15 protein-coding genes are annotated in these 14,167 nt (G+C 69.0%); 4 read left to right on the forward strand and 11 right to left on the reverse strand.

All coding sequences use genetic code 11. The features are described from left to right. Positions 1–2: 2 nt before the first annotated feature. Both NS1_RS03570 and NS1_RS03575 read right to left on the reverse strand, forming a co-directional pair. Positions 3–647, reverse strand: coding sequence for a response regulator (locus NS1_RS03570; RefSeq protein ID WP_062981593.1), 645 nt, complete (start codon positions 645–647; stop codon positions 3–5). Then, positions 644–1,792, reverse strand: coding sequence for a sensor histidine kinase (locus NS1_RS03575; protein ID WP_062981744.1), 1,149 nt, complete (start codon positions 1,790–1,792; stop codon positions 644–646). Before NS1_RS03575 ends, NS1_RS03570 begins: the two co-directional genes overlap by 4 nt. 108 nt (positions 1,793–1,900) lie before the next feature. On the opposite strand from NS1_RS03575, the gene NS1_RS03580 reads away from it, so the two are divergent. Beyond that, positions 1,901–2,449, forward strand: a complete 549-nt coding sequence (locus NS1_RS03580) for a hypothetical protein (RefSeq protein WP_062981595.1) — start codon at positions 1,901–1,903, stop codon at positions 2,447–2,449. Between the two features lie 57 nt (positions 2,450–2,506). Here the strand turns inward: NS1_RS03580 and NS1_RS03585 are convergent, their stop codons facing one another. From NS1_RS03585 to NS1_RS03620, 8 genes are read right to left on the reverse strand one after another with little or no spacing between them, the layout of a single operon-like run. After that, positions 2,507–3,451, reverse strand: a complete 945-nt coding sequence (locus NS1_RS03585) for an ABC transporter substrate-binding protein (protein ID WP_062981597.1) — start codon at positions 3,449–3,451, stop codon at positions 2,507–2,509. Next, the gene (locus NS1_RS03590) at positions 3,448–4,167 is read right to left on the reverse strand and encodes a class II aldolase/adducin family protein (RefSeq protein WP_062981599.1); all 720 of its coding nucleotides are present in this window, start codon (positions 4,165–4,167) and stop codon (positions 3,448–3,450) included. Before NS1_RS03590 ends, NS1_RS03585 begins: the two co-directional genes overlap by 4 nt. 15 nt (positions 4,168–4,182) lie before the next feature. Next, positions 4,183–5,352: an LLM class flavin-dependent oxidoreductase gene (locus NS1_RS03595; RefSeq protein ID WP_062981601.1), complete on the reverse strand. Its 1,170-nt coding sequence runs from the start codon at positions 5,350–5,352 to the stop codon at positions 4,183–4,185. Continuing rightward, on the reverse strand, positions 5,349–6,449 hold the full coding sequence (locus NS1_RS03600) for an LLM class flavin-dependent oxidoreductase (protein WP_062981603.1): 1,101 nt from the start codon (positions 6,447–6,449) through the stop codon (positions 5,349–5,351). The genes NS1_RS03595 and NS1_RS03600 overlap by 4 nt, the downstream gene beginning before the upstream one ends. Then, positions 6,446–7,471, reverse strand: coding sequence for an ABC transporter substrate-binding protein (locus tag NS1_RS03605; protein ID WP_062981605.1), 1,026 nt, complete (start codon positions 7,469–7,471; stop codon positions 6,446–6,448). The genes NS1_RS03600 and NS1_RS03605 overlap by 4 nt, the downstream gene beginning before the upstream one ends. After that, entirely contained in the window at positions 7,468–8,232 is a 765-nt protein-coding gene (locus tag NS1_RS03610; RefSeq protein ID WP_062981746.1) for an ABC transporter ATP-binding protein, read from the reverse strand. The genes NS1_RS03605 and NS1_RS03610 overlap by 4 nt, the downstream gene beginning before the upstream one ends. Then, the gene (locus NS1_RS03615; protein WP_062981607.1) at positions 8,229–9,044 is read right to left on the reverse strand and encodes an ABC transporter permease; all 816 of its coding nucleotides are present in this window, start codon (positions 9,042–9,044) and stop codon (positions 8,229–8,231) included. The genes NS1_RS03610 and NS1_RS03615 overlap by 4 nt, the downstream gene beginning before the upstream one ends. Before the next feature lies 1 nt (position 9,045). Next, a complete protein-coding gene (locus NS1_RS03620; protein ID WP_062981609.1) occupies positions 9,046–10,083 on the reverse strand; it encodes an NrtA/SsuA/CpmA family ABC transporter substrate-binding protein in 1,038 nt (345 codons plus the stop codon). 213 nt (positions 10,084–10,296) lie between these two features. On the opposite strand from NS1_RS03620, the gene NS1_RS03625 reads away from it, so the two are divergent. Both NS1_RS03625 and NS1_RS03630 read left to right on the forward strand, forming a co-directional pair. Further along, the gene (locus NS1_RS03625) at positions 10,297–11,043 is read left to right on the forward strand and encodes an IclR family transcriptional regulator (protein ID WP_174562619.1); all 747 of its coding nucleotides are present in this window, start codon (positions 10,297–10,299) and stop codon (positions 11,041–11,043) included. A 112-nt stretch (positions 11,044–11,155) separates the two neighbouring features. Beyond that, a complete protein-coding gene (locus tag NS1_RS03630) occupies positions 11,156–12,589 on the forward strand; it encodes an MDR family MFS transporter (protein ID WP_062981613.1) in 1,434 nt (477 codons plus the stop codon). A 48-nt stretch (positions 12,590–12,637) separates the two neighbouring features. Here NS1_RS03630 and NS1_RS03635 read toward each other — a convergent pair whose 3' ends face one another. Further along, positions 12,638–13,339, reverse strand: coding sequence for a hypothetical protein (locus NS1_RS03635; protein ID WP_157125085.1), 702 nt, complete (start codon positions 13,337–13,339; stop codon positions 12,638–12,640). A 21-nt stretch (positions 13,340–13,360) separates the two neighbouring features. Here NS1_RS03635 and NS1_RS03640 point away from each other — a divergent pair, with 21 nt between their 5' ends. Further along, on the forward strand, positions 13,361–14,167 hold the full coding sequence (locus tag NS1_RS03640; RefSeq protein ID WP_062981617.1) for a class I SAM-dependent methyltransferase: 807 nt from the start codon (positions 13,361–13,363) through the stop codon (positions 14,165–14,167).

Raw genomic sequence — 14,167 nt, forward strand, 5'->3', positions numbered from 1 at the left:
AATCAGAGCAGATCGAGACCGGACTGCGATGCGATCACCGCGGCCTGTACGCGCGATTGCACGCCGAGCTTGCTCAGCACCCGGGAAACGTGCGTCTTCACCGTGGCCTCGCCGATGCGCAGGCGGGTGCCGATCTGGATGTTGGACAGACCGGCGCCGAGGCCGGCGAGCACCTGTCGTTCGCGGTCGGTGAGCGCGGACAGGTCCGGCGGGGGCGGGGTGTCGGCCACGCGGGGCAGCGCGGCGATCACCGCGCGCGTCACCTTCGGGTCCAGGACCGCGTCCCCGTCGGCCACCGCCAGCACGGCACTGACCAGGTCGTCGCCGCCGACGGACTTGAGCAAGAATCCGCTCGCACCGGCCGAGAGCGCGCCGAGGACGTATTCGTCGATGGCGAAGGTGGTGAGTACCAGCACTTTGGCGCTGGTTTCGGCGACGACGGCGGCGGTGGCTTCCAGCCCGTCGACGCGCGGCATACGCACATCCATCAGCACCACATCGGGACTCAGGGCACGGGCCTGCCGCACCGCGGCGGCGCCGTCGGCCGCTTCCCCGATCACCCGCACCTGTCCGGAAACCTCGAGCAGCATTTTCAGGCCCGCTCGGATGGTGGCGTGATCGTCGGCCACCAGCACGGTCACTGTCACTTGTCCCCCAGTGGAATTCGCGCCGACACGCGCCAGGTCCCGTCGTGTGGGCCCGCGGTGATCGTGCCGTCGACCGATTCAGCGCGAAACATCATGTTGCGCAATCCGTTTCCCTGCCCCTGAGCTGCTCCCGGTGGGATCGAATTCGTCGCGGTCATCACCAATCTTGTCGCATCGCGGCTCAATTCGATGTCGAGGGGTGCGCCGGGTGCGTGTTTGGTCGCGTTGGTCAGAGTCTCGCTCAGGATCCGGGTGACCACGGCCTCGACCGCGATGGGCAGTTCGAGGTCGGCGGGCCGTCGCAGGGTCACCGCACCGCCTGCGGCCTCGGCCGCGTCGATCAGGCCGTCCAGGGAGGAGAGCCGCGTGGTGACCGCGGTGTCGTCGGGTGCGGTCAGCAGTTCGATGGTGGTTCGCATCTCTTCGAGTGCGGCCAGACTGCCCGAGCGGATGGTCCGCAGGACCGCGATATTGCCGGGATCCTTCTGTGCCACTTCGGCCAGGATCGCCACGGCGGAGACGTGGCCCGCCACAGCGTCGTGCAGGTCTCGGGCCAACCGCCTGCGCTCCTCGCCGATCGCGGCGGACCGTTCGGCGTCGCGCGCGGTGAGCTCGGCGCGGGCAGCGACGCGTTCGGCGTCGACGGTGCGACGGGAGGCGCGCACCGCGCGCGCGTATCCGAGCGGCGACCAGGTGAGCGCGACACCGATCAGAGCGGTGTACAGCGCCGCCCTGAGGCCGACCACGGCCAGCGCCAGCAGCGATCCACCGAGGGTGACCGTCAGCGAGAACCAGCCGACCACCGCGCCCAGCCGGTCCGATCCGGTGCTGACGGCCAGGTAGATCACGTCGGTCAGCGCGATCCACAGCGGCAGCGAGGGACCGTACACGAAGTCACCGGCCAGCAGGACGATCATCAGTCCGAAGGCGAGGGCGGGCCTGCGTTGCGCGGTCATCTGGATCGCGAACGCCGCGCACAGCAGCGCCAATTTCGCGGGCGGGGGGTACAGGTCGCGGTCCACCGCGACTGCCCAGCCCCCGGCGGCCCACAGCAGCAGCCCCACCAGAAACACCCCGACGGCAGCGGCGGTCGCGCTGTCGAAGACGTCCGCGAGCCTGCTCAGGAGCGTGCGCGGTGGTGGCATGCCCCATTTCAGCACACTGCCGTCATGCGGCGGGTCCCCCGAAAGGCGGACCGGACAACGACCCGAAGCGGGACGACGGTGGACCGGTGTCGCGGGCACAGTGAGGAAATGGACGAACTGAACAACCCCGTATTGCTGACGATCGCGGCGTGCGAAGTCGGTTTCTGGGTGCTGGTGGTGGGCGGTTTGCTGCTGCGCTATGTGATCCGGCTGCCGCGCGCGAGCACGGTGACGCTGGCGCTGGTGCCGGTGCTGGATGTGGTGCTGGTGGTCGCGGTGGCGATCGATCTGCATCGCGGTGGCGAGGTGACCTTCGCCCATCGGGTCGCCGGGATCTATCTCGGCTGCACGGTGATGTTCGGTGGCCGGATGATCCGTTGGGCCGATGAGCGATTCGCCCACCGATTCGCCGGTGGGCCGGTTCCGGTGAAGGTCCCGAAGTACGGGCCCGAGCGCACCCGCAAGGAGTGGGCCGATTTCTCCCGGTGGCTCGGTGCGGCCGCCATCGCGGGCGCGCTCACCGTGGTGTTGAGCTATACGGTCGCCGATGCCGAGCAGCGCGAGCAGTTGATAGGGGTCTTCGGCAGCCTCGGCGTGATCACTGTGATCTGGCTGATCACCGGGCCGGTGTGGGTCACCGGGTCGCGCGGCAGCTGAGGCAGGCGGGACTCCGGGTGATCGAGCCGATCACCCGGAGTCCCGGCGTTCGGTTCCTCAGACGGTGGCGGCAGCCTGATCGGTGACGACCTCACCGATCCAGGGCAGCACCGCGGACCGTACGTCGACCGTTCGCGGGAGCAACCCGTTCGCCGCGAGGAGGTCGGCGGCGCGCTGCTGCTCGTCGAGGAAGTCCTCGCTCACCGGGTGCACGCCGAACGGGCGGCCGCGCAGCGCTGCTTCCCAGGCGTCGAGGTCGGCGGGGATGCCGCGTGACTCGGCGTCGTCGACGAAATACCGCGCCGCTTCGCGGGGGTTCGCGGCGATCCAGGCATCGGACTCCTGCAGCGCGGCCAGTACCGCTTCGACCGCGGCACGGTTGCCTGCAGCCAGGTCGCGGCGGGTGAACCACAGCGACGGGTGGCTGAACACCGAGGCGGTGTCGACCAGCGTGGTGAGCTCGGTGGCGGCCTCCACGTCCCGCAGGCCGGGGTAGGTACCGACCCAGGCGTCGAGTTCACCGGCCAGCAGCGCGGCGCCGCCTCCGCGCACATCGACGTCGACCGGTTCGACATCGGCCCAGGTGAGACCGGCCTGATCGAGGGCGAACAGCAGCAGGGTGGTCTGCCACGAGCCGTGCGCGATGCCGACCCGCTTGCCCTTCAGATCCGCGGCGGAGGTGATGCCGCTCGCCGCGGTCGCGACCAGTCTGCCGTTCTCCACCCGGGGACCCGAGATACCCAGATAGACGATGTCGCGCTGGTTGGCGAGCGCGGTGATCGGCGGGGTGAAGCCTGTGCCGATGATGTCGTAGCCGCCCTCGGTGAACAGCCAGTCCGAATGTTCGCTGGGCAGCGCGGTTTCGGGATCGACGCGCTCGGGCTGCGGCAGAGCGCGCAGGTCGACCCATTCGACCTCGGGCAGCGACCGCTCCAGGATCCCGCGGTGGCGCAGGACGAACAGCGAGTTGTTGTGCGGGAAATAGCCGACCCGAATGCTCATCGCGCGTCTCCGATCAGGCCCAGGCGACGAGCTTCGTCAGCCAGACCGCTGCGCTGCCACTGCGCGGCGAGGTTCGAGGGATCGAATTCGACCGAGCCGCCGAGGGTTTCGGCGATCGCCTGGTACTGCGCGCCCTCTTCGAGCAGCACGACGAACTTCGCCAGCTCCAGCAGACCGGCGCGACCGATCACATTGGCGCCGCCGTTGGCCTCGAAAATCGCGACCAGGTGCGGGTCGACCTCGAGGCGGCCCAGGATGAAGTCGCCCGCGCCGATCGTGCGGTCGATGTGCGGCGCGATCTCGCGCGAGAGAGTGAGGCGCTGCGAGGCGGCGTAGCGGATCGGCAGGGTGCGGTGGGTCTGGGCCCAGCCGCCGAGCCACGGGGTGTGGATGTGGACGACGGAGGTGATCTCGGGGTGCGCGCGGAACACCTTCGCGTAGCCGGTGACGAACCCGGCGGATCCCCTGCCGGACAGTATTTCTCCGTCGAAGGTGGCGACGACGGGTTCGACGGTGGGGTCGGTGGCCCACGGGCCGGGCGCGTTGAGCGCGACGGCGATCTCCTCGCCGGGTACCCGCTCCACGAAGTTGACGGTGCCGTTGCCGGTGACGGTTCCGGTTTCCCGGAATACCCGGAACGCGGTGTCGGCGTCGCGGGTGACCGCGTCGACGAAGGCCGTGACAGCCTCCGGCAGACGGGTTTCGGTGGTGGTCATCGAAGGACTCCTGTGTTATCGGGCCGTCGCGAAGACGGTCTCGGTGGACGGGGTGGTGAGCCGGGAACGGCCGAGCAGTGGGAGGACTTCCTCGCCGACCCGGTAGGCCTCTTCCAGGTGCGGGTTGCCCGCGAGAATAAAGGCGTCGACGCCGAGGTCGATCAGTTCGTCGAGCCGCTGGGCGACCTGTTCGTAGCTGCCGACCAGACCGAAGGCCGGGCCGCCGCGGATCAGGCTGAACCCGGCCCAGACGTTGGGCTGAACTTCCAGATCGCGGTAGCCGGTGATGGTTTCGGGTACCCATCCCGCGATGCGGGCGGCGCCGACCGAGTCGCCTTGGGCGGCACGGTTGGCGGCGTCGCGGTCGACGAAGGCCCAGCCCTTCTCGATCTCGGCCCAGGCCGCTTCCTCGGTGTGGCGGGCGACGATGTCGATGCGGACCGCGAACTTGGGTGTGCGGCCGGTGGTTTCGGCGTTGCGGCGCACACCGTCGAATTTGGCGCGCAGGTCGGCGTAGGGCTCGAGCCAGGACAGGTAGTAGTCGGCGTGGCGGCCCGCCGCGGCGACGGCGGCGCCCGAGGAGCCGGAGAAGTACACCTCGGGGAAGGGCTGTCCGGCCAGGCCGGGCGGCAGCGCGGCGCCCTCGGTGCCGAAGAAGCGGCCGTCGTGATCGAAGGGTTCGCCGTCCCATACTCCGCGCAGCACGTCGAGGAATTCGCTGGTCCGCGCGTAGCGGTCGTCATGGGAAACCTTGTCGCCCCACCACAATTGGGCCGGTCCGCCGCCCCCGCTGATGATGTTGTAGACGAGTCGCCCGCCGGTGGCGCGTTGCAGGCTCGCCGACATCCTGGCCGCCTGCACCGGGTGCAGGAAGCCGGGCTGGAAGGCGACCATGAAGCGGTAGGTGGTGGTCTCGGCGGCGAGCGCGGCGGCCACCGCCCACGGGTCGTCGGTCACCGGGAACGACGGCAGCAGCCCGCCGAGGAAACCCGCCGATTCCGAGGCTCTCGCCACTGCGACGACGTGGTCGAGATAGCTGTACTGGTCGAGTGCGCCGTCGCGGATGGCCGGTGCGATATTGCCCGGTCCGTAGCCGCTCGCATTGCCCCGGTTGTAGCGGCGCGGGGTGCGCAGGGAAGCGTGGTCGCCTTCCATGCCGATGCGCCAATAGACGTCGATGGTCATGCGGTGAGCTCCTGCGCTGTGGTGAGGGTGCGGCCTGCCGGGTCGGCGAGGAACAGCAGATGTTCGCCCGCGCGATGGATTTCCTCGATGTTCGGATGTCCGGCCAGCACGAAGGTCTGCACGCCGGCGCTCTCATAGGCCGAGAGTTGTTGTGCCACCTGCTCGTAACTGCCGACCAGGCCGATACGCTGGTCGTAGCCGAGGGCATCGAAGCCCGCCCAGCGGCCGTCGCCGAGCGCGTGTTCGGCCGCGGTATCGGAGCGGTCCAATTCGGCCCACTGCCGGTGGACTCTGGCCCAGGCTTCGCCCTCGGTCTCCCTCGCGATGATCGGCAGCTCCAGACCGACCCGTACCCGGCGTTCGGCGGCGGTGGCTCGCTCCCCCAATTCGGTGACGGCACCGGCGATTCCGTTCGGGCTCTCGGCGAACAGGTGTAGGTCGCCGTGCGCGGCCGACAGCGCCAGCGCGGCCGGTGAGGTGCCGCTCAGGTGCACGCTCGGGAACGGCAGACCGGACAGGATTCCGCGGAATCCACCGTCGATGACGTCGTAGTAGCGGCCGGAGTAGTCGAAGCCGGTGCCTGCGAATCCCGCTGCGCCGATCTCGTTCTCGTTCCAGACGCCGCGTGCGACGGTGAGGAACTCCGCGGCACGGTCGTAGCGCTCGTCACCGGTGACGCGGTCGCCGCGCGAGCGGGCTTCGGCCTCGTCGGTGTCGACGGCCAGTCGCCAGTTCAGTCGGCCTGCCGAGTGCCGCTGCAGAGTCGCCGACACCTTGGCCGCGTACACCGGTGTGCCGAAGGCGGGCTGGAATTCGACGGTGACCCGGGTGTAGCGGGTGGCGCGCAAGGCCGCGGCCGCCACGATCCAGGATTCCTCGCCGAGCGGGTCGTAGGGCGCGAGTACGCCGTCGAAGCCGTTCAGCTCGGTGGCATCGACGATCTGGGCGAGATCGTCGAACGGACCGAACCGGCCGGGCCGGACATCGGTGGCCTCAGCAGGAGGCGTCGGCGGGCCGAAGCCACCGCGACCACGCAGTTCGGGCTTCGCACGGCGGCCGTCGCCCCGGCTGGGCAGCCGCCAATAGAACTCGCTCATGCGGGCACCCGCTCGGCGGCGACGAGCTCCTGTGCGCGAGCCAACGGCTCAGGGGCGACCCAGGATTCGAGATCGAAGTCCGCGGCCAGGAAACCGTGGCTGTAGAGGAACTGCTTCTGCACGCCGAGCAGCTCGACGCGTTCGGCGGTGAGCGAGGGATGCAGTCCGCGATGGAATTCGTCGCCGTAGGCCGCGGCGACTCCCTCTGGCCCGGACAGTGTTTCGCGCTGCAGCACCGCGCGGACGCCGTCGAGATCGCCGGCGGCCCAGTCGGCGGCGCGCAGGCTCTGCGCGAGGAAGCCGACGACGACCTCGGGCCGGGACTCGAGCAGGTCGGCGTGCACGGTGATCGGACGCGGTGTCCCGTTGTTGACCCGCAGGTGCTTGGTAGCCGAGGCGTCGAGGTCGACCGCGACGCGGAGCCCGTTCTCCTTCGCCACTTCCTGGGCGCGGGCGCCCTTGACGTAGATGGCGTCGACCTTGCCGTCGAGGAGCTCCTCCACACCCCACGTCGTCGAGCGCCGTGCGCTCTGGATCGCGGTGCGCACCTGCGGATCCCGCTCGACATCGAGCTCGACGACCCGGACATCGGCCAGGGTCAGCCCGGCGGGGCGCAGCGCGTTGGCGAAGCCGTGCAGGGCCATCGCGCGCGGGAAGCTGCGTGCCTGGTCCTGGGCCCAGGCGGGGACGCCGACGCGCACACCGGCCAGGCCCGCCGCGTCGGTGACCGGCGAATCGGGGCCGACCAGGATCGCCTGGGACTCGTCGATCCAGGTCAGCCCGATCAGGCGGGTGGGCGAACCCTGCGCGCGAGCGGCCAGGGCGGGCACATTGCCGCCCTCCCGGATCAGGCCGGACAGGTCGTGCAGGAAATGGTGGCCCGCGAGCTCGGGACCGGCGTCCTGCAGGACACCGAATTCGAGGCCCGCGCTCGCGGCGGTCTCGCCGAGCCAGCCGAGGCTGTGCGCGAGACCGCTCGCGGTCGGCACGGGGCAGCGGGTGTACCACAGTGTTTCGGTCATGACAGGCTCCTGGTGTGTGGTCCGACGCCGAGCTGGGCGAGGAATTGCGTGCGGTAACCGAGGGTTTCGGGTGCCGCGTGATCACGCGGGTGGGGTAGGTCGATGTCTTCGTCGACGGCGAAGCGGCCGTGGTCGAGGATGATCACCCGATCAGCGAGGCGGATCGCCTCGTCGACGTCGTGGGTGACCATGAGGACGGCGGGCCGGTGCCGGGCGACGAGATCGCCGACCAGGTCCTGCATCTGGAGCCGGGTGAGGGCGTCCAATGCCGCGAACGGTTCGTCGAGCAACAGCAGTTCCGGTTCCCGCACCAGTGCCCTGGCGAGTGCGGCGCGCTGGGCTTCGCCGCCGGAAAGCGTGGCGGGCCAATGGCCTGCTTTACCGTCGAGGTGGACTTCGTTCAGTGCGCGCAGACCGGCTTCGCGTTGCTGCTTGCCGCGCCGCAGGCCGACGATGACGTTGGCCAGCACCCGCTTCGACGGGATCAGCCGGGGCTCCTGATAGACCGTCGTGCGTCGGGAAGGCACCAATACCTCACCGGCATCGGGGGTTTCGAGCCCGGTGAGCAGACGCAACAGGGTGGTCTTGCCGGTGCCGCTCGGACCGAGCAGCACCACGAACTCACCGCGGCGGATGGTCAGGTCGACTCCGTCGAGCACTGTCTTCTCGCCGAACGCCTTGCGCAGGCCGGTGATCGATACCGCGACCGGGGCCGGTGCTTCGGTCTCGACCTGGACCGGTGCGGCTGTTGCCGTCGTCATCGGATCGCCACCTGCTTCCGCCATGGCATCGCGTAGCGTTCCGCGAGCCGCACGAGTGCGTCGAACACCAGACCGAGCAGCGCGTAGAGCACGACGCACAGCACCATGTAGTCGGTGCGGTTGTATTCCTGAGCGAGGGTCACCAGGTAGCCGACGCCCTGCTGGGTGCCGACCTGCTCGGCGGCGATGAGCGCGGTGATGCTGATCGACAGGCACACCCGCAGCGCCATCAGAATCCCGGGCAGCGCGGCGGGCACGATCACCTCGACCACCAGCCGGGTGCCGGTGAGGCCGAAACTGCGGGCCGCCTCGACCATCTTGCGGTCGACATTGCGCACGCCGAGGTAGGTGTAGGCATACATCGGCGCGGTCGTCGCCACCGCGATGAGCAGGATCTTGTACAGCTCGTCGATGCCGAACCAGGCGATGAACAGCGGAACCAGCGCCAGGAACGGCACGGCCCGCACGATCTGCATGGTCGAATCGACCAGTTCCTCACCGAGGCTGGACAGGCCCGACAGCAGGCCGAGCACCAGCCCGACCCCGACGCCGATTGCCACACCGGCGGCCGCGCGCCCGAACGAGGCGAGCGCGAACTCCACCAGCTGGCCGCTGTCGAACAGTTCGACGAACGCCGACCAGACCGCGGCGGGGCCCGCGATCACCCGCGGCGAGATCGCGCCGCTCGCCGAACCCACCCACCAGACCAGCACGATCGCGGCGGGGAGAACAGCACGCAGGCCGAGCGACAACCACCGCGGCCGCTGCCGGGCGACGCGCGACCGGGGCGGGGCCAATGCGAGGCTACTCACCTCACTTACCCTTCAGTGCGGCGAGCTGGTCCGGGGTGAGCTTGGACTTCAGGTCGTAGAAGATGTCGCCGGCGGCGATCCGGCGCGAGATGACGCCGTTGTCGGCGAAGGTGTTCACCACATCGGCCAGGTCGGTGGCATCGGATTCGGCGGGCAGGCGTGGCACGGTGACCTCACCGCCGACCCGGACCGCGTCGGCGAGCCGGTCACCGGTCAGCGCACGCGGGCCGGTCTTCTCGAAGACGTTCTCGAAGTCGGCGGGCGTGGCCTTCTGCTTCGCGGTGAGTCCCTGCAGCACTTCCAGGTACTTCGCGGCGATATCGGGGCGCTTGTCGAGGACCTCGGTGCGGAACACGACCACGGTGTTGTCCTTGGAGCCGACGGACTTCTCGGTGGCGATCTCCTCGGCGCCCGAGGCCTTGGCCTCCTGGTAGGGCACCAGGAACGATGCCCAGGCGTCGACCTTGCCGGTCGCGAAGGCCGAAGCGGCGTCCTTCTGCTGCAGGGGCACCCGGGTCACCATGTCGGCCGGAATGCCTGCCTGGGCCAGCGCTTTGAGCGTGATGTACTCGCCCTTGCCCGCGGGATTCACCGCGATCCGCTTGCCGACCAGGCCCGCCACGGTGGTCACGCCCGACTCGGGGGTCACCACGATGCCGCTCTGATCCTGACCCGCCGGGTCAGCCACGGCGACGATCTTCACGCTGACGTCCTTGGACAGCGCACCGACGACGGGGCTGAACGCGGCGCCGGAGACGTCGAGTTCGCTGGTGTTGAACAGCTTCAACATGGAACTGAAACCCGGTGTGGTGCTGACCCATTCGATCTTGGCGCCCAGCGGGGCGAGTGCGGCGTCGAAGGTGCCGTCGCGCTTACCGACCGCGAGCGGGCCGCTGTTGCCCGGATCGGTGACCTTGAGAACGAACGAGGCTTGCGCTCCCTGTTCCGGCGTGGAGTCGGAGCCACACGCCGCGACGAGGGCTACGACGGGGACGATCGCGAGGGCGATCCGCGAGAAGGCCGGCAGCCTGCGGGACATCGGGGCTCCTGTTCGGGGGCTGGGGGGTGATGCCTTCGCAGCGTAGGAGCGGGTGTGGTCTCGAACGAGGTATGCCTTTCCGCGGATCGGAAAGCTTGACAGCGATGGACTTGTCGTTCTATGGCAGGTGATGCGGTTTCTCCTCCGTCGACTTTCCACATAACGGAAAATCGAGAGGTAATGGGCTCGAACACCTGTGTTACCGTCGGCCCTGTGGAGACCTCCAGCGTGCAGACCGTGACCAGGGCCCTCTCGGTACTCGACTGCTTTCGCGGCGGCGAGGAGCGTGGGGTCTCGGAAGTCGCCCGCGCCCAAGGCCTTGCGGTCAGCACCACCCATCGCCTGCTCGGCGCGCTCGTGCAGGCCGGGTTCCTGGAGAAGGACGCCGAGTCCAGTCGCTACCGGATGGGCGGAGCGCTGGCCGAATACGGTCAGATCGCCTATCGCCAGCACCGCATCTACCTCGCCGAGCCCTACCTCGAGCAACTGGCCGCCACTACCGGAGCGACCGGTTCGGTCGCCACCCGCCACGGGATCCACGCGGTACTGCTCGGGACCAGCCGGTGGCGCGAGAGCGACGGGCACAAACTCCAGGGCGTGCGACTTCCGTTGCACGCCAGCGCACTCGGCAAAGCGCTGCTGGCCTGGTCGGACGCCGACGATGACGAATTGCGTTCGCTGCCCTACGAAGAGGGCACCGAGCGTTCGGTGTCGAGCCCGGAGGAACTGCGCGCGGAACTGATCACCACGCGCGAGCGCGGCTACGCGTTCAACGATCGTGAACTGGATCCCGGGTTTCGCACCATCGGCCTGCCGATCCTGGATTCTCAGGGTCGCTGCCGCTTCGCACTCGGCATGCGCGGACCCGCGACGCTGATGATCGACGAGCGGGTGCCGTTCTTCGTCGAACTGGCCAAGGTCACCGCGGCCGATATCGCCGCGCGGTTCGCCGCCGACTGACACCCTCCCCCGACACCGATCGCGTCACACCCTCGAAAAATGCCGCGCGGAAACAGTCGCGCCCCCGATACCGTGAACCCGAGTGGTTAGTCGATGCAACGAAAGGACCTCGGTGGCTACCGATACCGCGAGCCCGGCTGTCGGTCTGCGATCCGAACGAGGTCCGATCCTGGCCTCGCTCATGCTCTCCACCGGGCTGGTGGCCCTCGACTCCACCATCATCGCGACAGCGGTGCTCACCATCACCGACACTCTCGGCGGGTTCGCGATGTTCCCGTGGTTGTTCTCCATCTACCTGCTCGCCCAGGCGGTGACGGTGCCGATCTACGGCAAGCTCGCCGACATGGTCGGGCGCAAGCCGGTGATCCTGTTCGGGATCGCGGCGTTCGCGGCGGGGTCACTGCTGTGCGGACTGGCCACGAGCATGGTGGCCCTCATCGCCTTTCGGGCGATCCAGGGCATCGGGGCGGGCGCGATCCAGCCGATGACGATGGTGATCGCCGGTGATCTGTACACACTGACCGAACGCGCCAAGATCCAGGGTTACCTGGCCGGGGTGTGGGCGAGCTCGGCCGTGCTCGGTCCGCTGCTGGGCGGAATGTTCGCCGACCATCTGAGCTGGCGATGGATCTTCCTGATCAATCTTCCGCTGTGCGCGGTCGCGGCCTGGATGTTGGTGCGCCACTTCACCGAATCGGCGGTGCGCCGCACCCAGCGCATCGACTACCTCGGCGCGATCCTGCTCACCGTCGGCGCGGGGGCCATGATCCTCGCCCTGCTCGAGGGTGGCCAGGCCTGGGAGTGGACCTCGCCGGTCTCGCTCACCCTGTTCATGGGGAGCGTGGCAGTGCTGGCGCTGTTCGCGGTCGTCGAACTGCGGACCGCGAATCCGATTCTGCCGCTGTGGATCTTCACCCGGCGCGTGGTGATCGCGAGCAGCACCGTCTCCCTGCTGGTCGGCGCCGTCATCCTCGGATTGACCTCGTACGTGCCGACTTTCGCCCAGGGCGTGCTCGGGACCACCGCCCTGGTGGCCGGACTGGCCGTCGGCGGGCTCACGCTCGGCTGGCCGCTCGCCGCGACCCTGTCCGGACGGCTGTACCTGCGCTGGGGGTTCCGCATCAGCGGCATCGTCGGCAGCACGATCGCCGCGCTCGGCTGCGCGACCACCCTGCTCGTCGGCCCGCAGTCGAGCCCCTGGCAGATCGCGGCCTCCTGTTTCCTCATCGGCTGCGGTATGGGTCTGGTGGCCTCCCCCACCCTCATCGCCGCCCAGGCCAGCGCCGAATGGCACGAACGTGGTGTGGTCACCTCCGCCAATATGTTCGCCCGCTCCCTCGGCAGCGCACTGGGCGTCGCGGTGTTCGGCGCCATCGTCAACGCCGGCATCCACGACCCCGACCGCCCCACACCCGGTGAACTCGCCCATGGCATCCACCTGGTCTTTGTCGCGATGCTCGCCATGGCTGTCGTCATGCTGATCGCCGCCGCGACGATGCCGGGCCGCACTCACCCTGGCCCGACCCCGATTGACTCGTCCAGCTGATCACCCTGCATGCGCGCCGACGTCGCGGAAATCCGAAAGGCACCGACCTCAACCGAGGAGGTCTGGCTGCTGGGCGGGAACGTCGGAGGTGTCCCTCCTGACGAACTCGTGGCGCCAGGCTCTGAGCGAGACGAGGTGGCCGTCGAGATCGGCATCGGCCCCGGGTTCGATCCCGAGATCCTCCCGGATCGCTCGACGCAGGAGGCGGACACCGAAGCCCAGCGAGTCGTCCACGAAGTGATAGAGGGCCGCCACCGCCACGGCGTCGTTCGCGTCGAGCTCGAGCGCCGCGCGATGGCCGACGTCGAGGCACCGATTCACCTCGGACGCGAAATCGAGCGCTCGGTCCGACACCACCATCTGCGCACGGGAATAGTTGTCGCGCAGCGCCTCCCGCGCTGCCTCGAACTTGGCGAGATCAGGTGTGCGCCCGCCACACTTCTCGTCGAGGTAGTGCCGGATAGCCGCTCGACAGGAATGCGCCGTGGTGTTGAGGCCCGCGTAAACCGTCCGCTTCTCGTCGGTGGCCTCTTTTCGGGTGAGTTCCCGCAATTCCTCCGCCCGATTGTCGCGCTGCACCTTCGCATCGATTCGCTTGCTCCGAATCGCGAACGCCTGGGTCACGATGCCGCCGCCGAGCGTGCCGACGACCGTGATCGAGGCAACCGCCACATTGGTCCAATCCATGGTGGCCATTCTCGCTGCACCCCAATAAAATTCACCACCCGCGCGATCATTCCGCGACGCCACGGCGGTCGGTAGCTTCCTACCATGGTGGGATTCGGGAATTCTGAGGACAGGAACGCGGACGAGGTCCAGCGCCGGAAGCGACGGGCGGGCTCGTTCGGCGCGCAGGCAGCCGTCTACGCCCGGTATCGGCCGGACTATCCGGCGGCGGGGATTCGATGGGCGCTGGAGGCGGTCGCGGGAAAGGCAGGGGCTGTTGTCCTGGATCTGGGGGCGCGCACGGGCAAGCTCACCGGAGGTTTGCTCGCCGCGGGGGTCGAGGTGATCGCGGTGGAGCCCGATGAGGAGATGCGGGCCGAACTCGTTCGTCTCTATCCCGAGGTGACGGCGCTTTCCGGTGCGGCGGAGGCGATTCCGCTGGCCGACGGGTCGGTGGACGCGGTGCTCGCCGGGCAGGCGTTCCACTGGTTCGACCAAGCGCGGGCCTTTCCCGAAATCGCGCGGGTGCTGCGCGCGGACGGGGTGTTCGCCGCGTTCTGGAACAACGACGACGACGAGGTCGAGTGGGTTGCGGGGCTGCGGGAGGTCTCTCGCTCGTCCGCCTCGTTTCCGCCGTCGTCGTCCGATGACGCACTGCCCGCGCATCCGCTGTTCGCCCCGTTCGAGTACGCCGAGTTCGCACACAGCCAGCGGCGGACCGCCGAATCGCTGACCGCGTCCATCGGCACCCATTCACACACCGTGGTCATCTCCGCGCAAGAACGAGCCGAAGTGCTCGGCCGGATTCTCGACTACCTGCGGGCGACACCGGAGACCGCCGAGGGCGAGTTCGATTTTCCCCTGCGCACCGAGGTGATCCGCGCGGTCCGGCGCGCGAATACACCCCGGTGA

It is taken from the genome of Nocardia salmonicida NBRC 13393 (assembly GCF_001613085.1).
GTDB lineage: Bacteria > Actinomycetota > Actinomycetes > Mycobacteriales > Mycobacteriaceae > Nocardia > Nocardia salmonicida.